Genomic DNA, 20,591 nt, shown 5'->3' with positions numbered 1-20,591 from the left:
TCAGCCGCCAGACTTCTTCGCCTTGAAACCCTGCTTGATGAGTTCGGCAACCAACAGCTCCACATGGTCGCCCTGAATTTCGATAACCCCGTCCTTCAACGCACCACCGGTGCCACAGCGGCGCTTAAGGGTGGTGGCCAGCTCCTTGAGCTGATCCAGCGGCAGCGGCACCCCGGTGACGGTGGTTACGGTCTTGCCGCCGCGGCCTTTGCTTTCACGGCGCACGCGGGCAATGCCATCCCCTTCGGGGATAGCCTGCTGCTTGCAGGTGCAGGCATCCACCGGCTGGCCACAGTCCGGGCAGTGCCGACCGGCATCGGTGGAGTAAACGAGACCGCCAAGGGCGGAAAAGGAAGAAGCTTTCTTGGCCACTTTTGTTCCTCTGCGCTGAGGACAAATACTGGTCGAGCCTGGGACAAGGCCGACCGCAAAGCCCCACTCTGGCAGGGGCAGCGCTACTGCCGCAAGGTGTTGCGGCAGCCTGAAAAGGGCGCGCAGTGTAACGATAAATCTGGCTATTGTGTAGGCGCGCCGCGATCGCGAGCGAAGTATTTGCACAGGAACGGGGTCATTGGCCAGCTCCACTTCCTGAGCAACACGCAAGCACTCAAAGGCTGGCTTTATAGCGCTGCAACGCCGCCAACGAATCCGGGCAATAAGGTTCGCTCAGGCTCTGCGCCTCAGCCTGCTCCAAGCCCATGAACCGCGCCTCCATCACCTCTTCCGGCTGCAAGCGCAACGGCGCATCGGACACCGCCGAATAAACTGCACACCACAAGCGGTTGCCAGGCTAGTCAAAGTAGAACCGCTCATGAAAGCGCAGTTTAACGCCCTCCACCCCCAGCTCCTCGGCCAGCTCCCTGGCCGCAGACTGGGCATAGCCCTCGCCCGCTGCGACCATACCCCCTGCCGCGACGTCCCAGTAACCTGGGTACAGCGCCTTGCTCAAGGTGCGCCTGTGCACGCACAACTCACCGGCGGTATTGAACAGCAGGATGAAGGTGCAGCGGCCGATCAGGCCGCGTTCGCGTAACTGCGCCCGGGGCAAAGCCCCCTGCACCTGGTCGGCTTCATCCACCCAGGTCACCAGCTCGCGGTCTGAAGCCGCCCGGTGGGCGGCCTCGCGGGCAGTGATGCTCACCTTAGCCCTGCGACAGCAACTGGCGCAGGTCGATGACGGCAGCGTTGGCGCGGGAGATGTAGTTGGCCATGACCAGCGAGTGGTTGGCCCACATGCCAAAGCCGCTGCCGTTGAGCACCATCGGGCTCCACAGCGGTTCCTGCGAGGCTTCCAGTTCACGAATGATCTGGCGCACGCTCACCGTGGCATTCTTCTTCGCCAGCACGTCGGCGAAGTCCACCTCGATGGCGCGCAGCAGGTGCGACAGTGCCCAGGCCTGACCACGGGCCTCGTAGAACACGTTGTCAATCTGCAGCCAAGGGGTTTCCACCACTTCCTCGTCCACCTGCGGCGCCTGGCCAGCCACCACCGAGTCGGTCTTGGACGTGGTGTTGAGCTTGACCCGGCCGACGCTGGCCGACAGGCGCTGGGACAGCGAACCCAGGCGGGTGGCGACATCGCCCAGCCAGTTGTTCAGGTTGTCGGCGCGGGTGTAGAAGATTGCACCTTTGTCACCCGAGGCCAGGCGTGCCTGGTAGCGCGACAGCGACTTGATACCTTCCTCGAACTCCGACTCGCTGGAAGGCAGAATCCAGCTCTTGTTGTCGAAGTTGAAGCGTGGCTCGGCCTTGGCCAGGTCGGCGTCTTCAGTGGACTGCGACTGCGAACGGGCGAAGTCCTTGCGCAGGGCCCGGGACAGGTCACGCACCTGGACCAGTACGCCGTATTCCCAGCTCGGCATGTTGTCCATCCACAGCCCTGGTGGGAAGCGGTCGTTGGAAATGTAACCGCCCGGTTTGTCCAGCAACGTGCCGGCCACGGTCTTGAGGGTTTCGATGGTGGTGTAACCCACGACCATCTGCTGGGCGTTACGTTGAGCGGCCGCTTGCGCGTTCTGCTGGACCGGGAACAGGTCCGGCTCCTGGCTCCAGTACCAGCCAAGGCCAATGCAGACCAACAGGTACAACCCGACCAGGGTCAGCAGCGCACGGCTCCACAACCCGCCAAAGTAGCTACGGGCGGCAGCGCCGCGGCTGTCGGCACGCTCACGGGGCTCGGCTTTCGCCTCGCGGTTTTTCCAGTCCAGCATGGCTTTGTCCTTAATCAGTCACGACGGTTCAGGGGCTTGGACCACAGGCCTACGCCAGGGTGCCACGGCAAGCCCGCCTCGCTGCACTATAAAGCAGACACTGCCTTACGCATAAACGACTCATCAGTCATGAACTGAATAGTGATCCTGGTCATTTTGTTGACATGTGACACTCACCCTGCAATGAAGAGGTGCTAGCATAGAGCCATCACTGCCCCTGCATACCACAACCTACAAAGTAGCCAGGACATGAGCCAAGCAGTCGAGCCGAGCCCGCAGCGCCCCGCCCAGCAGCTCACGCGTAGCGGCCTGCGCAAGGATGACCCGCTCGACCAGGTACTGCTCGCGCCTGTGCGCAGGCCGGTCTACATCCTGCTGCAGGACCACGAGCGTGCCGAGCGCCTCGCGCAACAACTGGAATTCTTCGGCCTTGGCGTCCAGGCGTTGCCAACGGCTGATGCGTTTCGTGCCTCCTTCAGTGAATGCCCGCCGTCGGCGGTGATCATGGATGTCGATTTCAGTGGCGCCGGCCAAGGCCTGGCACTGGCTGCCGAGATCCAGGCCAGCCTGGTAAAACCCGTGCCGTTGCTGTTCTTCAGCCACCACGAAACCGACACCCCTACCCGCCTGGCTGCGGTAAGGGCAGGTGGCCAGGACTTTCTCACCGGCACCCTGGAGGCCTCCAGCCTGCTGGAAAAGGTCGAACGCTTGACCGACGCCGCCCCCTACGACCCGCTGCGGGTGCTGATCATCGATGACTCGCGCACCCAGGCCTTGTACACCGAACGGGTACTGGCCGGGGCGGGCATGGTTACCCGCAGCCTGAGCGACCCGATTCGCACCATGGCCGAACTGGCCGACTTCCAGCCCGACCTGATCATCCTGGATATGTACATGCCCGCCTGCACGGGCCCGGAGCTGGCCAAGGTCATCCGTCACAACGACCGTTACGTCAGCGTGCCGATCATCTACCTGTCGGCCGAAGACGACCTGGACAAGCAGCTCGATGCCATGAGTGAAGGCGGCGACGATTTCCTGACCAAACCGTTTCGCTCACGCCACCTGATCACCACCGTGCGCAACCGCGCCGCCCGCGCCAGGCACCTGAAGGCACGCATGGTGCGCGACAGCCTGACGGGCCTGTACAACCACACACACATCCTGCAACTGCTCGAAGACTGCAGCTTCCGGGCGCGGCGTGAGTGCCAGCCGCTCAGCTTTGCCATGCTCGACATCGACCATTTCAAGAAGATCAACGACCGCCACGGCCACCCCATGGGTGACCGAGTGATCAAGAGCCTGGCGCTGTTCCTCAAGCAGCGGCTACGCAAGTCCGATTTCATTGGCCGTTATGGCGGTGAGGAATTCGCCATCGTCATGCCCAATACCGCCCTGGAGGCGGCGCACCAGGTGCTGGACGAGATCCGCCGGCGCTTTGCCGACATCCTGTACCCGGCCCAACCCCGGGACCTGCAGTGCACCTTCAGTGCAGGTGTGGTGCAACTGGATGACGGGCTGGACGCACTGACCATGGCCAGTGCCGCGGATGAAGCCCTCTACCGGGCCAAGCACGCAGGCCGTAACTGCGTGGTACGCGTAGAGCCTTGAAACGGGACCTACGCAAATAGCGGCACTTTGCCACTTTTTTTGACGCCGGGCCTTTGTCGTCATCACCACGTCACAAAATCGCAATAACTTCAGGCGCCTATCTCCCCCCTGCGCAGGAAGTGTGCGGCTATGCGCCTGAAGTGGCTGACCAATTTCAACACGCTGTTGCTGGTGACCGTGTGCATTGCGCTGGCGGCCACGTTGTGGTGGTCGCAACGGGCGCTGGAACGCCCTTACCAGATGATGGAGCGCTACCTGGGCCTGTCCCAGCAGTTCCAGAACCAGGCGGCGCGCAATATCCAGGCCTACCTGGGCAGCGGCGATGCCCTGCGCCACGCTGCCGCGCTGGAAGCCACCCAACAGTTACAGGCGGGCCTGGCCGAATGGCCGGGCGAACTCGCCGACAAGCTGCAGCCTAGCCTGGATGGGCTGCAGGCCTTCACCGCCGGGGATCTGCTGGCGGCAGGCAAGCTGGCAGGCGACCCGCAAGCCCTGCTGCTGCAGGCCGAGCGTGAACTGGGCGCCAACCTTGAGCAACTGGCCGGCTATGCCCGGGACAGCAACAGCCCCGACGCCAACCGTTATCAGGTACCGTTGCTGGATGCCGCCGTGCACCTGGGCCGGCTGTCGCTGGCACGGGACAAGCTGGTCAGCAGTGGCCGACCGGAGCTTGCCGATGAAGTGGAGCGCGAACTGCAACTGATACGCGCCCAGGCCCAGGTCATCGACGGCCTGCCGCTGCTGGGGGTGACCCGCGCCGCCGAGTCCGGGGCCGACGATTTTGCCGCCATGATGGGCCTGCAAACCCAGGCCAGCGAGCAGCAGGAAGATATGGCCGTGCCTCTCAAGCGCGAACTGCAGAGCCTGCTGGGCCGTTACCCTGCCGAACTGCAGCGCACCCGCGCCCAGATCGAGCGCCGCGCCGCGTTGGCGACCAGCACCGGCCAGCGTCTGGATGCGGTGCAACAGGCCATTGCCGCCCTGGAGCCAGAAGTGCGCAACCTGCATGGCAAGATTGCAGGGGAAGTGCGCATCATCCAGGGCCTGATGATCGGCCTGATCCTGTTGATCGCCTTGTTGATCGATACGCTGCAAAGGCGCCTTGCGCGCACCCTCACCAGCCTGGCCCCGGCCCTGTCGCGCTGGGCCGAAGGCGACTTCGCCCAGGCCATCGCCCTGGGCAAGACCAACCGCGAACTGCACGATATTCAGGAATCGCTCAACCGCCTGCGCCAATACCTGGTCGAGCTGGTGGGCACCATCCGCCACAATGCCGAACAGGTAGCCGGCAGCAGCCATGCCCTGGCAGGCATGAGCGCCGCCCTGCACGACGGCGCCCAACGCCAGGCCGGTGATACAGGCCAGATCCGCGACGCCCTGGGCGAGCTGGAAGCGACCATCCAGCAGGTGGCCGGCGATGCCAGCGCCGCCGCCCATGCCAGCCGTGATGCCGGGCGTGCGGTGGAACAGGGGCAGACGGTGATTGGCCAGAGCCTGTCAGGGCTGCGCACGCTGGTCGACGAGGTGCAGGGCAACGCCCGCATGATCGAGCAATTGGCCGAGGAGTCTGCCACCATTGGCGGGGTGCTTACGGTCATCCGCTCGATCGCCGAGCAGACCAACCTGCTGGCCCTGAATGCCGCCATCGAGGCGGCCCGCGCTGGCGAAATGGGCCGCGGCTTTGCGGTAGTGGCCGATGAGGTGCGCTCCCTGGCCCAGCGCACCACGGGCGCCACCGGCGAAATCCAGACACTGATCGACCGGCTGCAGCAGGCGGCCAGAAGCGCCGTGACCGGCATGCGTACCCAGCTTGAGCACGCCGAGGCGACCGCCAGCCAGGCGCAGACGGCGGACGGCGCGCTGGATGAAATCGTCTGCGCCATCCGCACCATCTCCGATACCGCCGTGCGCATCGCCGACGTCACCGCCCAGCAGAGCGGCGCCGTGAGCGAAATTCGTGACCACAGCGAACGTATCCATGAACTGGGCGGCGACAACCTGCAGCGCATAGGCGAAGGCCGCGAGCAAGGCGAACAGTTGCTGAGCCTGAGTGGCGAGCTGAACCGGGCGGTACGCGCGTTCAGGGTGTGAGCCAGTGCCCATGGGGGACATCGCACGGGCGCTCCGCTATCATGCGCGGCACGTTCCACCTCGCGAGTCCGCCATGCGCCGCCTGTTTTTCCTGTTGTTCCTGCTGCTGGCCAGCCCGGTGTTCGCCACCGGCCTGCTGGACAACCGCCCCAGCGCCACCCTTGGCGCCGCCTCGCTGGCCAACAATGCCGACTTCCTGCCGGTGCACGAGGCCTTCAAGCTCAGCCTGGTACAGGCCGATGCGCACAGCATCAAGCTGCGCTTTGTGGCCACCGATGGCTACTACCTGTACCGCCACCGGTTCCAGTTCCATGCCGAACCGGCGGACATCGCCCTGGGCACGCCGAATATCCCGAAAGGCGAGCCCAAGCATGATGAGTTCTTCGGCGACGTCGAGGTGTATCACGGGGTGCTCGACATCGAACTGCCGCGTACAGACTCCCGTGCATTCACGTTGCAGGTGGGTTACCAGGGCTGCGCCGACAAGGGCCTGTGCTACCCGCCGGAAACCGAACGCATCAGCATCGACGGCCAAGGCGCCAGCACCGCACTGGCTAGCCCCTCTGCCCCTGGCAGCGAACAGGGCTGGACGTGGAAGTCACTGCTGCTGTTCTTTCTCGCCGGCCTGGGCCTGACCTTTACCCCTTGTGTGCTGCCGATGCTGCCGATTCTGTCCGGGGTGGTGCTGCGCGGCCAGGTAGGCGGGTTGCGCGGCCTGGCGTTGTCGCTGGCGTATGTGCTGCCGATGGCCGCAAGCTTTGCCGCCCTGGGCGCGCTGATGGGCCTGTTTGGCGCAGGCCTCAACCTGCAGGCCCGCTTGCAGTCGGCCTGGGTGCTGGTGCCCTTCGCGCTGTTCTTCGTGGTGTTCGCCCTGGCCATGTTCGGCTTGTTCGAACTGAAACTGCCACAGGCGCTGAGCAGCCGCCTGGACAGTGTGGCCAGCCGCACCAAAGGCGGCTCGCTGCTGGGCGCGGCAGCGCTGGGGGTGCTGTCGAGCCTGCTGGTTTCACCCTGCGTTTCGGCCCCCTTGGCCGGTGCCCTGCTCTACATCAGCGCCAGTGGCGACGCCCTGGGCGGCGCCCTCAAGTTGTTTGCCCTGGGCCTGGGCATGGGCGCCCCGCTGCTGCTGATCGCCACCGGTGGTGCCGCCTGGCTGCCAAAAAGCGGAGCCTGGATGAACACGGTGAAAAATGCCATTGGCGTGCTGTTGCTGGGGCTGGCTGTCGGCCTGCTCAGCCGCGTGCTGCCCGGCCCGCTGACGTTGTTGCTGGTGGGCCTGCTGAGCGCCGGTGTGGCGCTGTTTCTCGGCGCCCTTGAGTTCGTGGTCAAGTCGCCACGCCAGCGCCTGGCACAGTTGCTGGGCCTGGCGTTGCTGGTGTACGCCCTCGCGTGCTGGTACGGCGCGCTCAGTGGCCAGGGCGATCCGCTGCGGCCATTGCCGCCCGCTGTTCAGGTGGGTGTCGGCACCCCTGCGGTACCGGCCGACGCCTGGCAAACCCTAACCGCCCCCGCCGCCCTGGACGCAGCGCTGGCGCAGGCCAAGGCGGCTGGCCAACCGGTGCTACTGGACTGGTATGCCGACTGGTGCATCAGTTGCAAGGTGATCGAGCACGAGGTGCTGAATGCCGCACAGGTGCGCCCGCAGTTGGCTGGGTTCAAGCTGCTGCGCTTTGATATCACCCAAAGTGATGCCGCCCAACGCGGCCTGCTGGACCGGTACGGGCTGTTCGGCCCACCTGCAATCCTGTTTTTTGGCGGTAATGGCAGCGAAATTACCGCTGATCGGGTCATTGGTGAAGTAAACGCCGATGAATTTGCCGCTATTCTTCAGCGCGTACGCGCTACTGCGGGGCTTTGAGGCGCCCGTATGCCGGGCGCAAACCTGCACTGAGTGACCGGATCCAAACATCCGGTCACATACTTCGCGCGAACCTCGGGCATCGTGCTGGCTATTTCGGGGAACTGGACACTTGGTACCCCTTTACGGCACACTCGCCGCGCTGTGTCGAATTGCCCTACAAATCCAAGGAATCCGCAGATGGCAACGCTACTGGTGCTTCACGGCCCCAACCTGAACCTGCTCGGCACTCGCGAGCCTGGCCATTACGGCGCCGTGACCCTGGCCCAGATCAACCAGGACCTGGAGCAACGCGCCCGTGCAGCGGGCCACCATTTGCAGTATTTGCAGAGCAATGCCGAATACGAACTGATCGAACGCATTCACGCGGCGCGCAATGAGGGTGTGGACTTCATCCTGATCAATCCGGCGGCGTTCACCCATACAAGTGTCGCATTACGTGACGCGTTGCTTGCGGTGAGCATCCCATTCATCGAAGTGCACCTGTCCAACGTGCACAAACGCGAACCGTTCCGCCATCACTCCTACTTTTCCGACGTTGCAGTGGGTGTGATCTGCGGCCTGGGCGCCAGCGGTTATCGGCTGGCCCTGGAGTCTGCGCTGGAACAACTGGCTGCCAACGCACAGCCCAAATAATGAAAACCCTGGCCTCGGTGGCCAGGGTCGAGAGAAACGTGTCGACACGTTTTTACCTTTCGCCCCCTGACCGAACCTTTGGGAGTTGATGATTAATGGATATCCGTAAAGTCAAGAAACTGATCGAGCTGCTGGAAGAGTCTGGCATCGACGAGCTGGAGATCAAGGAAGGCGAAGAGTCTGTCCGTATCAGCCGTCACAGCAAGACCCCGGCTGCCCAGCAGTTCTACGCACCTGCGCCAATGGCTGCTGCCCCAGTAGCCGCCCCGGCAGCCGCCGCGGCCCCGGTTGCTGAAGCCGCTGCTGCTGCCCCTGCCCTGAAAGGCACCGTGGTCCGCTCGCCAATGGTCGGCACCTTCTACCGCAAGCCTTCGCCGACCTCGCCGAACTTCGCTGAAGTTGGCCAGACCGTGAAAAAAGGCGACACCCTGTGCATCGTCGAAGCCATGAAGATGATGAACCACATCGAAGCCGAAATCAGCGGTGTGATCGACGCCATCCTGGTAGAAGACGGCCAGCCGGTTGAGTTCGACCAGCCGCTGTTCACCGTCGTTTGAATCGCGGAGAGCCAACGATGTCTGGGAAGCTCGAAAAAGTCCTGATCGCCAACCGTGGGGAAATTGCCCTGCGGATCCTGCGTGCCTGCAAAGAGCTGGGCATCAAGACCGTCGCGGTGCACTCCACCGCCGACCGTGAACTGATGCACCTGGGCCTGGCAGACGAGTCGGTCTGCATCGGCCCTGCATCGTCCAAGGATTCCTACCTGCATATTCCGGCAATCATCGCGGCCGCCGAAGTCACCGGCGCCACGGCGATCCACCCGGGCTACGGCTTCCTGGCGGAAAACGCCGACTTCGCCGAACAGGTGGAAAAATCCGGGTTCGCCTTCATCGGCCCCAAAGCTGACACCATTCGCCTGATGGGCGACAAGGTTTCGGCCAAGGACGCCATGATCAAGACCGGCGTACCTACCGTGCCCGGCTCCGATGGCCCGCTGCCGGAAGACGAAGAAATGGCCCTGGCCATTGCCCGTGAAGTCGGCTACCCGGTGATCATCAAGGCCGCCGGTGGCGGTGGTGGTCGCGGCATGCGCGTGGTGCACAAGGAAGAGGACCTGATTGCCTCGGCCAAGCTCACCCGTACCGAAGCCGGTGCTGCCTTCGGCAACCCGATGGTGTACCTGGAGAAGTTCCTGACCAACCCGCGCCACGTTGAAGTGCAGGTGCTGTCGGACGGCCAGGGCAACGCCATCCACCTGGGCGACCGTGACTGCTCGCTGCAGCGCCGTCACCAGAAGATACTGGAAGAAGCGCCGGCCCCGGGCATCGACGAGAAAGCCCGCCAGGAAGTGTTCAAGCGCTGCGTGGACGCGTGCATCGAGATCGGCTACCGCGGTGCGGGTACTTTCGAGTTCCTGTACGAAGACGGTCGCTTCTACTTCATCGAAATGAACACCCGCGTACAGGTTGAGCACCCGGTTTCGGAGATGGTCACCGGTGTCGACATCGTCAAGGAGATGCTGAGCATCGCCGCTGGCAACAAGCTGTCGTTCCGCCAGGAAGATATCGTGGTCCACGGCCATTCGCTGGAATGCCGGATCAACGCCGAAGACCCGAAGAAGTTCATCCCGAGCCCAGGCACGGTGAAGCACTTCCACGCACCCGGCGGCAACGGCGTGCGTGTCGATTCGCACCTGTACAGCGGCTACTCGGTACCGCCGAACTACGACTCGCTGATCGGCAAGCTGATCACCTGGGGCAAGGACCGCGACGAGGCCATGGCCCGTATGCGCAATGCCCTGGACGAAATCGTGGTCGATGGCATCAAGACCAACATCCCGCTGCACCGCGACCTGGTGCGTGATGAAGGCTTCTGCAAAGGCGGCGTCAACATTCACTACCTCGAGCACAAACTGGCGAACCAGGATTGATCGCGTAGTGTGATGTTCAACAACCCCGGCCCTGGTGCCGGGGTTTTTTATGGCCTGTCCGGGCCTGTGCTCACCCCTTCATCCGCGGCATTTCGATGCGGTGTTCATGTACGCGCCGATACAGCGTCGCGCGCGATATGCCCAAAGCCCGCGCCGCTTCAGCCGGCTTCCAGCGGTGACGTATCAAGGCATCGAGCAGCAACTGCCGGGCGGGGCACGATACCCCTGGGGCATCTGCAACAGGGGGTTCGTGTTGCAGCGCCTGGGGCAGGTCTTTCATCCGGATGTGCCCGCCTTCACTCACTGCGCAGGCGTAGCGCAGCACCTGGCGCAACTGCCGCAGGTTCCCAGGCCAGCGGTACTCCAATAGCGCTTGCAGCGCATCATTGGCCAACACGGCGTCGGTACTGCAGTTGGCCGCTTCTTCACTCAGCATCTGGTGGATCAACCCCAGCAGGTCCTCACGCTCACGCAGCGGCGGCAGCGCGAAGCTGGCGTTGGCCAGGCGGAAGTAGAGGTCCTCCCGGAACTGGCCCTGCTCCACCCTCGCCGCCAGATCCCGGTGCGTCGCGCAGATCACCTGAATGTCCACGTGCTCACGCCGCGCCGCGCCCAAGGGCGCCACTTCGCCGTCTGCCAGCACACGTAACAGGCGGGTTTGCAGGGTGAGGGGCATGTCGCCGATTTCATCGAGGAACAACGTGCCGCCGTCGGCCTGCTGCAACAGCCCCTGCATCCCTTTGCTGGAAGCCCCGGTAAACGCCCCCGCCGCATACCCGAACAGTTCGCTCTCGATCAGGCTTTCCGGAATGGCCGCACAGTTGAGGGCCACGAACGGCCCTTCGTGGCGACGGCTCAGGCGATGCAACTGGCGGGCGAACACTTCCTTGCCAGCCCCCGTCTCGCCCAGCACCAGTATTGCCAGGCCACAGTCCTTGACCCGCGTGGCCAACTGCAGGTGCTGCTCGATACGCGCGTCCTGGCCTTGCTGCACGGCCCGCGCAGGCGTGCGGCGCTGGGGCGGGCTGACCCGGCCGTACAGCCCGGCAAGGCCTGGCAGGCGCTGGGCACTGGAAGCACTGACACGCCGTAGCTGCTCAGGGTCGAACAGCTCGCCGATGTGCGCCGGCAAGCGCCCAAGCCTTTGCGCCAGGTGCTCTCGTGCCAGGCTGTTGAGCGCCTGCAGGCGCCCATCGGTGTCCCAGGCCAGCAGGTAGTCGGGCTGGCTTTCCACGTAGCCCGGGGTGCCATGGGCACGCATCACCCAGTGCCCCTGCGCACTGTGCATGAATACCGCGTTCTCGATCTCGCGCGCGGTCTGCTCCACCAGTTGGCGAATCAGGTGCTGGCTGCGACGGTCATCCGGCGACTGCAGGGCCGATACATCCAGCACGCCCAGCACCTCGCCTTGCGGGTCAAACACCGGCGCCGCCGTGCACGTCAGGCCGATGAAGGCCGCACGAAAGTGGTCGCGCTTGTGCACCGTGACCGGGGCCCTGCTGGTCAGCACCGCGGCCACCCCGCAGGTGCCCTCCACGCCCTCCGACCAGCAGGTGCCCAGGTCGAGCCCGGCCTTGCGGCAGTCCTTGCGGATGGCTGACTCGACGCGATAGTCGATGGTACGGCCCTGGGCATCGGTCAGCAGCACGCAGTAGTCGGCGCCGCGCACCCGTTCATGCAGGCGTGCCACCGCATCGCTGGCAATGCGCAAAAACAGCTCGGCACGCTCGCGGCATTCGTTCAGCAGGCTGGGTGAAAGCACCCGCGGCCCTTGTTGGGAGGCAGGGTCCAGGCGGTATAGCTCCATGGAGCGGCGCCATGAATCCAGGATCAGCGGTGGCACCGGCGCCTGGGGCAGGCGGTCGGCATTTTTCAGCACCCGGCTGACGCAGTCGACATGGGCTCGGGAGTTCGCGGCAAGCATTCAGGCCCTCCGGTTCTCGTTACAGCTTTTTATGGTTGTGCGGCCATTAAGCGCCCGCTGGCATGCCCCGACAAGCACGGGGTGATTATCGGCAGGCGTGAGACGCAGCGTCTCAACGTCTCACCGGCCGCAGCCGCGCGCCGGCACCGGGCGTCTCAGCCTGCCTGGCGAGGCTGATCACGAAATACATGCAGGGCCGCTCTGCAACGGGCCTTTCCGGCAGCCTGCACAAAGCTGGCACCGGCCTTGCTCCAGCCCAGGCAAGCACGTGCGATGGGCCTGCACGCTGTGAACCGTTGAGACACCCCGGAGAACAACAACATGTCCAATCAACTGAGCACCGAACAACTGCTGCATGCCTACGAGGTGATGCGCACCATCCGCGCGTTCGAAGAACGCCTGCATGTCGAATTCGCCACCGGCGAGATACCCGGCTTTGTCCACCTTTATGCCGGCGAGGAAGCCTCGGCCGCCGGCGTCATGGCGCACTTGCGCGACAGCGACTGCATCGCCTCCAACCACCGTGGCCATGGCCACTGCATCGCCAAGGGCGTGGATGTGTACGGCATGATGGCCGAGATCTACGGCAAGAAGACCGGTGTGTGCGGCGGCAAGGGCGGCTCGATGCACATCGCCGACCTGGGCAAAGGCATGCTCGGGGCCAACGGCATTGTCGGCGCAGGCGCGCCGCTTGTGGCCGGCGCCGCGCTGGCGGCTAGGCTCAAGGGCCGTGACGATGTGGCGGTGGTGTTCTTTGGCGACGGCGGCTCCAACGAGGGTGCAGTGTTCGAGGCCATGAACATGGCGGCGATCATGAAGCTGCCCTGCATTTTCGTGGCCGAGAACAACGGCTATGCCGAAGCCACCGCCTCGAACTGGTCGGTGGCCTGCAAGCACATCGCCGACCGCGCCGCAGGCTTCGGCATGCCAGGGGTGACCATTGATGGCTTCGACTTCTTTGCCGTGCACGAAGCTGCCGGCGCCGCCGTCGAACGCGCCCGCATTGGTCAGGGCCCCTCGCTGGTCGAGGTGAAGCTCACCCGCTACTACGGCCACTTCGAAGGCGACGCACAAACCTACCGTGCGCCCGACGAGGTAAAGAACCTGCGCGAGACCCGCGACTGCCTGATGCAATTTCGCGACAAGACCACGCGGGCGGGCTGGCTGAGCGTCGCACAACTTGACGCTATCGATGCGCGCATCGAAGACCTGATCGAGGACGCCGTGCAGCGCGCCAAGGCCGACCCCAAACCGCAACCTGCCGACCTGCTGACCGACGTCTACGTCGCCTACCCCTGAGCTGCCCATAACAAGAACGACAGGAGAATCACCATGGCAAGAAAGATCAGCTACCAGCAAGCCATCAACGAAGCCCTGGCCCAGGAAATGCGCCGCGACGAGAGCGTTTTCATCATCGGCGAAGACGTCGCCGGCGGCGCCGGCGCGCCGGGCGAGGATGACGCCTGGGGCGGCGTACTGGGGGTTACCAAAGGCCTGTACCACCAGTTCCCCGGGCGGGTGCTGGACGCGCCGTTGTCCGAGCTTGGCTATGTGGGGGCGGCGGTGGGCGCCGCGACCCAGGGCCTGCGCCCGGTCTGCGAGCTGATGTTCGTCGACTTCGCCGGCTGCTGCCTGGACCAGATACTCAACCAGGCCGCGAAGTTTCGCTACATGTTCGGTGGCAAGGCGGTCACCCCGCTGGTGATGCGCACCATGTACGGTGCCGGGCTGCGTGCCGCTGCCCAGCACTCGCAAATGCTCACCTCGCTGTGGACGCACATTCCTGGGCTGAAGGTGGTGTGCCCGTCTTCGCCCTACGACGCGAAAGGCCTGTTGATCCAGGCCATTCGCGATAACGATCCGGTGATCTTCTGCGAGCACAAACTGCTGTACAGCCTGCAGGGCGAGGTGCCGGAAGAGGTGTACAGCGTACCGTTCGGCGAGGCCAACTACCTGCGCGACGGTGACGATGTGACCCTGGTGACCTACGGCCGCATGGTCCATGTGGCACTGGAAGCTGCCAACAACCTTGCCCGCCAGGGGATCGACTGCGAGGTACTGGACCTGCGCACCACCAGCCCGCTTGATGAGGACAGCATTCTGGAAAGCGTAGAAAAAACCGGGCGCCTGGTCGTCATCGATGAAGCCAACCCACGTTGTTCCGTGGCCACCGACATCAGCGCGCTCGTTGCACAAAAGGCGTTTGCCGCACTCAAGGGACCGATCGAGATGGTGACCGCACCGCATACTCCCGTGCCGTTCTCCGATGCGCTGGAAGACCTGTACATCCCTGACGCAGCCAAGGTCGAGGCCGCCGTACGCAAGGTGATCGACGCGAAAAGGAGCGCCGCATGAGCCAGATCCATACCCTGACCATGCCCAAGTGGGGCCTGTCGATGACCGAAGGCCGGGTGGACACCTGGCTCAAGCAGGAAGGTGACCCGATCAGCAAGGGCGATGAAGTGCTGGACGTGGAGACCGACAAGATCAGCAGCAGCGTCGAGGCGCCTTTCAGCGGGGTGCTGCGCCGCGTGGTGGCCAAACCCGATGAAACCCTGCCGGTGGGGGCGCTGCTGGCGGTGGTGGTCGAAGGCGAGGCTGACGAGGCCGCAATCGAGGCCGTGGTACAGCGGTTCCAGGCCGAGTTCGTCGCAGAGGGCAACGCCGACCAAGCCCAGGGGCCCGCCCCGCAAAAGGCCGAGGTGGCCGGGCAACTGCTGCGCTGGTTCGAGCTGGGCGAAGGGGGTACGCCGCTGGTGCTGGTGCACGGCTTTGGCGGCGACCTCAACAACTGGTTGTTCAACCACCCCGCCCTGGCCGCCGAGCGCCGGGTGATCGCACTCGACCTGCCAGGCCACGGCGAGTCGGCCAAGGCTCTGCAACGCGGCGACCTGGGTGAGCTGGCCGAAACCGTGTTGGCCTTGCTTGACCACCTGGGCATCACCAAGGCTCACCTGGCTGGCCACTCGATGGGCGGCGCAGTGTGCCTGAACATTGCGCGCATGGCCCCGCAGCGGGTGGCAAGCCTGAGCCTGATCGCCAGCGTGGGCCTGGGCGAGCATATCAATGGGCAGTACCTGCAAGGCTTCGTGGCTGCCGCCAACCGCAATGCCCTGAAACCGCACATGGTCCAGCTGTTCGCCGACCCGGCGCTGGTGACCCGGCAGATGCTGGAGGACATGCTCAAGTTCAAGCGGCTGGAGGGCGTGGACGGTGCCTTGCGCCAGCTGGCTTCGGGCCTTGCCGAGGGCGATACCCAGCGCCACGACCTACGCCATGTACTTGCCCAGCAGCCGGCGCTGGTGATCTGGGGCGGCAAGGACGCGATCATCCCGGCCAGCCATGCCGAAGGCCTCGATGTTGAAGTGCTGCTGGTGCCTGAGGCTGGTCACATGGTGCAGATGGAAGCTGCCGAAGCGGTGAATCGCAGCATGCTGGCGTTTTTGCGCAGCGCCTGAAGGACCGGGGCTGCTACGCAGCCCATCGCGAGCTGCGCTCGCTCCTACATTTTTGTGGGCAATTATTCCAGTGTAGGAGCGGGCGGCGCTCGGGTTCACAGGCGGAAAAATCATCAGAGCGGGCACCTTCAAGCCCTCCCTCCCTCCTACCGTCGCTCACCCAATCTGCGTCATACTCGGCAAACTTATTGCCCGGTCATCGCCATGCGTCCACTGCTGCCTTTTACCTTGCTTCTGCTGCTTACCGCTTGTGGCGATGGCGAATCCCTGTTGCCGCCAGATGCGCGCCTGCCCGATGGCGGCCGCTACCGAGGCCAGGTGGTCGATGGCCTTCTGCAGGGCGAAGGGCGCATCGACTACCCCAACGGCAGCTGGTACGCCGGTACCTTCAAGAATGGCCAGTGGCACGGCCAGGGTGAATGGCATGGCCAGAACGGTGAGGTGTACCGTGGCCAGTTCAAGGATGGCCTGTTCGAAGGCCTGGGCGACCTGATCACCCCCGGCAGCCATTACGCCGGCACCTTCCGCCACGGCCGCCGTGACGGTGAAGGCACCCTCAAGCAGGCCGACCAGACCTACCGTGGCCAGTTCAAGGACGACCAGTACGAAGGTGCCGGCCAGCTGGAGCTGGCCGACGGCAGCCGCTACCAGGGCCTGTTCGCCAAAGGCAAACCCAACGGCGCCGGGGTACGCAGCGACGCCAGCGGCAACCAGTTCAGCGGGCGCTTCGTGGACGGCCAATTGCAAGGCACCGGTACTTACGACAGCGTCGACGGCGAGCAGTACATCGGTGAATTCAAGGACAACCGCCTGGAAGGCCGGGGCCGCTATGAAAATGCCGACGGTGATGTGTGGATCGGCCAGTTCAAGGACGGCGCGCTGGTGGGCGAAGGCGAAATGCTCGGCAGCGATGGCAGCCATTACAAAGGCGCTTTCGTCGACTGGCGCATGTCTGGCCACGGCAGCCTGAAACTGGCCGATGGCAGCCAGTACGTGGGTAACCTGCTCAACGATGCCTACCACGGCCAAGGGCGCCTGACCCTGGCCAACGGCCAGGTGCAAAGCGGGGTCTGGGCCAACGGCGTGCGCGTGCGCGACCAGCACGGCAAGCTGCTGCCCGACCCTCTCGACCTCGCCCTGCTCAACCAGGGCCGGCTGCTGGACGAAGCGCTGGCGGCAGTGCCGCGCTCGCTGGCGCCCATCCAGCTGTACAGCCTGGTGGTGGCCGGGGATGGGCAGCAGAGCGTGTTCCTGCGTGAGGCCGACTACGTCAGCAACCTGCTGAAGGTACGCTTCGGTGCCCGTGGCCAGGTCACCCTGGTCAATCACCGCGACTTCATGGCCACACGCCCCATGGCCACCCGCCAGAGCATTACCCGCGCGGCCCAGGCACTGGCAGAACGCAGCGGCCCGCAAGACCTGCTGTTCATCTACCTCACCAGCCACGGCAGCGAGGATCACCAGCTGGTGCTGGACCAGCCACGGCTGCAGCTGGCGGACCTGTCTGCCGACGAGCTGGCCAGCGCCCTGGCACCGCTCAAGGACCGGGACAAGGTCATCGTCATCTCTGCCTGCTATTCCGGTGGCTACATCGCCGGCCTGAAGGACGAGCGCACCGTGATCATGACCGCAGCGCGGGCTGACCGGGTGTCGTTCGGCTGCTCGGAAGAAGCCGACTTCACCTACTTTGGCGATGCCCTGTTCGCCCAGGCACTGAACCAGACCGACGACCTGAAACAGGCGTTTGAACTGGCGCGTGACAGTGTTGCCGAACGGGAACGAAGGGAAGGCTTCGAGGCGTCTGAACCGCAGTTGTGGGCGCCGCCCAAGGTGCTGGAACACTGGCAGCGGCTGCGCAGCCAGCAAGCCGAAGAAGCCTTGCGCAATGCCACGCATGCCAAGGTGGGGGCCCAGGCAAAAACGCCGCGCAACCACTAAGCTTGGGTGTAACAAGGGAGAGACATCATGTACTTGACGCCTCAGCATGTCCTGCTTGCCGGAGCGACCGGCCTGACCGGTGAACACCTGCTCGACCGCCTGCTCAACGAGCCGACCATCACCCGGGTGCTGGCACCGACCCGGCGGCCACTGGCCGAACATCCTCACCTGGAGAACCCCGTCGGCGACCCGGCGGTGTTCTTGCCACAGCTGGGTGGGCGTGTCGACATTGCCTATTGCTGCCTGGGCACCACGCTGAAACAGGCGGGCTCCGAGTCTGCTTTCAGGGCAGTGGACCTGGACATGGTAGTGGCCTTCAGCAAGCGGGCGCGGGAAATGGGCGCCCGTCACCTGTTGGTGATCAGCGCGCTGGGCGCAGACCCGAAATCCTCGATTTTCTACAACCGGGTCAAGGGTGAGATGGAGCAAGCATTGAAGGCCCAGGACTGGCCACAGCTCACCATCGTGCGCCCCTCGTTGCTACTGGGCGAGCGCAGCCACCCGCGCCTTACAGAAAAACTCGCAGCGCCGTTTTCCAAGCTGATACCGGGCAAATACCGGGGTATCGAGGCCTGCACCTTGGCCAGGGCCCTGTGGCGCCTGGCGCTGGAAGAACAGGACGGGGTACGCATCGTCGAATCGGACGAGCTGCGAAAGCTGGGCAGGCCGTAGCCGTCAAAGGCCGCCCGAGGCCCTGTACTCGATACCCGCTGCGGTCAGCAGGGACAGTGGCAGCAGCAGGGTATCGAGGAGCATGCTGGGCACAAGGTCAGCCTTTGCAAAATAGGGCGCCTCAGCACCAAACCGATCCAGCGGGCAGCAGCCGCCATTGATCACGTACCAGTCCAGCCGGGCCCCGGCATACACCACCGGGGCCCCAGGTACATTCGCATCCAGTGTACGCACCGTGGCGCAGCCGCCCAGCGCAGCCACTGCCATCAGGCAGGCCAATGCTCGCTTCAATCATCCACCCCAAGGTGATGCTCACCCCAGCGCGGCAGCATGTCCTGCGGGATGTCCAGCAGGTTGAGAATGCGCGCCACCACAAAATCCACCAGGTCATCGATGGTCTGCGGCTGGTGATAGAACCCGGGCGCGGCAGGCAAAATCACCGCGCCCATCTGGGAGAGCTTGAGCATGTTCTCCAAGTGAATGGTGGAGAACGGCGCTTCGCGCGGCACCAGGATCAGCTGGCGACGCTCCTTGAGGGTCACATCGGCAGCCCGCTCGATCAGGTTGTTGCAGGCGCCAGTGGCAATGGCGGACAACGTGCCCGTCGAACAGGGCACTACCACCATGGCAGCGGGCGCGCCGGAGCCCGACGCAACCGGCGACATCCAGTCTTCCTTGCCGTACACCCGCACCTGCCCGGCGGCGGCACCGGTGTACTCGGTAAGGAACGCCTGCATGGCCTGAGGCTTGGCCGGCAGCAGCACGTCGGTCTCGGTGGCCATCACCAGTTGTGCGGCCTTGGAGATCAGAAAGTGCACCTCGCGGTCCTCGCGCACCAGGCAGTCGAGCAGGCGCAGGCCATACTGGGCGCCCGAGGCCCCCGTCATGGCCAGGGTGATGCGCTGCGGCCCGCTCACTTCAGGGCCTCTGCCAGCTTGCCGTGCAGGCCGCCAAAGCCGCCGTTACTCATGATCACCACGTGGGTGCCTGGGCGGGCCTGGCCCTTGATCTGCTCGATGATCGCCTCGAGGCTATCCGCCACCGTGCTCGGTACCGTGCACTGTGCGGCAGTGCCCGCCAGGTCCCAGCCCAGGTTGGCAGGCGCGTACCAGATGACCTGGTCGGCATCATTGACGCTTTCGGGCAGGCCGTCGCGGTGCGCCCCCAGCTTCATGGAATTGGAGCGTGGCTCGATCACCGCAATGATCGGCGCCTCGCCTACGCGCTTGCGCAGGCCGTCCAGGGTGGTGGCGATGGCGGTAGGGTGATGGGCGAAGTCGTCGTAGAGGGTTACACCCTGGACTTCAGCGACCTTTTCCATGCGCCGTTTAACGCTCTTGAATGCGCTGAGGCCTTCGATACCCATGGCGGCCACCACGCCCACATGGCGTGCTGCCGCCAGGGTAGCCAGGGCATTGGCCACGTTGTGCTGGCCAGTCAGGGCCCAGTCCACCACGCCCTGCACCTGGCCTTCGAACAGCACCTCGAAGCGCGAGCCGTCCGGGCTGAGAAGGCGCGCCTGCCACTGCCCGCCATCGCCCGTGGTCTGTACCGGCGTCCAGCAACCCATGCCAATCACCCGCTCCAGCGCCTGTTCGGAGGTGGGGTGAATCACCAGGCCTTCGCTGGGGATGGTCCGCACCAGATGATGGAACTGCCGCTCGATGGCCGCCAGGTCCGGGAAGATATCTGCGTGGTCGAATTCCAGGTTGTTCAGGATGGCGGTGCGTGGGTGGTAATGCACGAACTTGGAGCGTTTATCGAAGAAAGCACTGTCGTATTCGTCAGCCTCTACCACGAAGAAGGGCGTCGCGCCCAGGCGGGCCGACACCGAAAAATTCTGCGGCACACCGCCAATCAGGAAACCCGGGCTCATGCCAGCGTGTTCCAGCACCCAGGCCAGCATGCTGCTGGTGGTGGTCTTGCCGTGGGTACCGGCTACCGCCAGTACCCAGCGCCCCTGCAGCACATGGTCGGCCAGCCACTGCGGGCCAGACACATAAGGCAGGCCCTTGTTCAGCACGTACTCCACTGCCGGGTTGCCGCGGGACATGGCGTTGCCGATGACCACAAGGTCTGGCGCCGGGTCGAGTTGCGCAGGGTCGTAGCCCTGGGTCAGCTCGATGCCCTGGGCTTCAAGCTGGGTGCTCATGGGCGGATAGACATTGGCGTCGGAGCCCGTGACGCGGTGGCCAAGTTCCTTGGCCAGCACCGCCAGCGAGCCCATGAAGGTGCCGCAAATACCGAGAATGTGAATATGCATGGT

17 protein-coding genes and 1 pseudogene are annotated in these 20,591 nt (G+C 64.5%); 11 read left to right on the top strand and 7 right to left on the bottom strand.

The window, feature by feature from the left end; translation table 11 throughout:
- From PPA02S_RS17680 to PPA02S_RS17670, 3 genes and pseudogenes are all read right to left on the bottom strand, one after another.
- Positions 1–372, bottom strand: coding sequence for a translation initiation factor Sui1 (locus tag PPA02S_RS17680; protein WP_028633006.1), 372 nt, complete (start codon positions 370–372; stop codon positions 1–3).
- Positions 373–607: 235 nt separating this feature from the next.
- Positions 608–1,141 (bottom strand): annotated as a pseudogene (locus PPA02S_RS17675) (NUDIX hydrolase).
- 1 nt (position 1,142) lies between these two features.
- The gene (locus tag PPA02S_RS17670; RefSeq protein ID WP_028633007.1) at positions 1,143–2,210 is read right to left on the bottom strand and encodes a DUF2333 family protein; all 1,068 of its coding nucleotides are present in this window, start codon (positions 2,208–2,210) and stop codon (positions 1,143–1,145) included.
- 249 nt (positions 2,211–2,459) lie between these two features.
- Between PPA02S_RS17670 and PPA02S_RS17665 the strand changes: the two genes are divergently transcribed.
- The 6 genes from PPA02S_RS17665 (at position 2,460) to accC (ending at position 10,333) form a co-directional block, all read left to right on the top strand.
- Positions 2,460–3,818 (top strand): diguanylate cyclase, encoded by a 1,359-nt coding sequence (locus tag PPA02S_RS17665; RefSeq protein ID WP_028633008.1) that lies wholly within the window; start codon positions 2,460–2,462, stop codon positions 3,816–3,818.
- 129 nt (positions 3,819–3,947) lie between these two features.
- The gene (locus PPA02S_RS17660) at positions 3,948–5,909 is read left to right on the top strand and encodes a methyl-accepting chemotaxis protein (protein ID WP_028633009.1); all 1,962 of its coding nucleotides are present in this window, start codon (positions 3,948–3,950) and stop codon (positions 5,907–5,909) included.
- A gap of 73 nt (positions 5,910–5,982) precedes the next feature.
- Positions 5,983–7,767, top strand: a complete 1,785-nt coding sequence (locus PPA02S_RS17655; protein WP_028633010.1) for a protein-disulfide reductase DsbD — start codon at positions 5,983–5,985, stop codon at positions 7,765–7,767.
- Between the two features lie 180 nt (positions 7,768–7,947).
- Positions 7,948–8,403, top strand: coding sequence for a type II 3-dehydroquinate dehydratase (aroQ, locus tag PPA02S_RS17650; protein ID WP_028633011.1), 456 nt, complete (start codon positions 7,948–7,950; stop codon positions 8,401–8,403).
- Positions 8,404–8,498: 95 nt separating this feature from the next.
- A complete protein-coding gene (gene accB / locus PPA02S_RS17645) occupies positions 8,499–8,960 on the top strand; it encodes an acetyl-CoA carboxylase biotin carboxyl carrier protein (protein WP_028633012.1) in 462 nt (153 codons plus the stop codon).
- A gap of 17 nt (positions 8,961–8,977) precedes the next feature.
- A complete protein-coding gene (accC, locus tag PPA02S_RS17640; RefSeq protein WP_028633013.1) occupies positions 8,978–10,333 on the top strand; it encodes an acetyl-CoA carboxylase biotin carboxylase subunit in 1,356 nt (451 codons plus the stop codon).
- 70 nt (positions 10,334–10,403) lie between these two features.
- On the opposite strand, the gene PPA02S_RS17635 is transcribed toward accC, so the two are convergent.
- Positions 10,404–12,257, bottom strand: coding sequence for a sigma-54-dependent Fis family transcriptional regulator (locus PPA02S_RS17635; RefSeq protein WP_028633014.1), 1,854 nt, complete (start codon positions 12,255–12,257; stop codon positions 10,404–10,406).
- A gap of 321 nt (positions 12,258–12,578) precedes the next feature.
- On the opposite strand from PPA02S_RS17635, the gene PPA02S_RS17630 reads away from it, so the two are divergent.
- The 5 genes from PPA02S_RS17630 to PPA02S_RS17610 all read left to right on the top strand — a co-directional run bounded on the left by PPA02S_RS17630 (position 12,579) and on the right by PPA02S_RS17610 (position 18,325).
- Positions 12,579–13,556 (top strand): thiamine pyrophosphate-dependent dehydrogenase E1 component subunit alpha, encoded by a 978-nt coding sequence (locus PPA02S_RS17630; protein ID WP_028633015.1) that lies wholly within the window; start codon positions 12,579–12,581, stop codon positions 13,554–13,556.
- Positions 13,557–13,589: 33 nt separating this feature from the next.
- The gene (locus PPA02S_RS17625; RefSeq protein WP_028633016.1) at positions 13,590–14,612 is read left to right on the top strand and encodes an alpha-ketoacid dehydrogenase subunit beta; all 1,023 of its coding nucleotides are present in this window, start codon (positions 13,590–13,592) and stop codon (positions 14,610–14,612) included.
- The gene (locus PPA02S_RS17620; protein ID WP_028633017.1) at positions 14,609–15,715 is read left to right on the top strand and encodes an acetoin dehydrogenase dihydrolipoyllysine-residue acetyltransferase subunit; all 1,107 of its coding nucleotides are present in this window, start codon (positions 14,609–14,611) and stop codon (positions 15,713–15,715) included. The genes PPA02S_RS17625 and PPA02S_RS17620 overlap by 4 nt, the downstream gene beginning before the upstream one ends.
- A 204-nt stretch (positions 15,716–15,919) precedes the next feature.
- Positions 15,920–17,653, top strand: coding sequence for a C13 family peptidase (locus tag PPA02S_RS17615; RefSeq protein ID WP_028633018.1), 1,734 nt, complete (start codon positions 15,920–15,922; stop codon positions 17,651–17,653).
- A gap of 27 nt (positions 17,654–17,680) precedes the next feature.
- Positions 17,681–18,325 (top strand): oxidoreductase, encoded by a 645-nt coding sequence (locus PPA02S_RS17610; protein WP_028633019.1) that lies wholly within the window; start codon positions 17,681–17,683, stop codon positions 18,323–18,325.
- A gap of 3 nt (positions 18,326–18,328) precedes the next feature.
- On the opposite strand, the gene PPA02S_RS17605 is transcribed toward PPA02S_RS17610, so the two are convergent.
- Genes PPA02S_RS17605 through mpl form a run of 3 tightly spaced genes read right to left on the bottom strand, consistent with a single transcriptional unit; the run spans position 18,329 to position 20,588 of the window.
- Positions 18,329–18,616: a YceK/YidQ family lipoprotein gene (locus PPA02S_RS17605; protein WP_028633020.1), complete on the bottom strand. Its 288-nt coding sequence runs from the start codon at positions 18,614–18,616 to the stop codon at positions 18,329–18,331.
- Complete coding sequence (gene ubiX / locus PPA02S_RS17600) at positions 18,613–19,242, bottom strand: flavin prenyltransferase UbiX (RefSeq protein WP_028633021.1); 630 nt, start codon at positions 19,240–19,242, stop codon at positions 18,613–18,615. Before ubiX ends, PPA02S_RS17605 begins: the two co-directional genes overlap by 4 nt.
- On the bottom strand, positions 19,239–20,588 hold the full coding sequence (gene mpl / locus PPA02S_RS17595) for a UDP-N-acetylmuramate:L-alanyl-gamma-D-glutamyl-meso-diaminopimelate ligase (protein WP_028633022.1): 1,350 nt from the start codon (positions 20,586–20,588) through the stop codon (positions 19,239–19,241). The genes ubiX and mpl overlap by 4 nt, the downstream gene beginning before the upstream one ends.
- Between the last annotated feature and the right edge of the window lie 3 nt (positions 20,589–20,591).

The organism is Pseudomonas parafulva NBRC 16636 = DSM 17004, from assembly GCF_000730645.1.
GTDB lineage: Bacteria > Pseudomonadota > Gammaproteobacteria > Pseudomonadales > Pseudomonadaceae > Aquipseudomonas > Aquipseudomonas parafulva.
The sequence above is the reverse complement of the archived record's forward strand: the minus strand, read 5'-3'. Positions and strand labels throughout refer to the sequence as shown.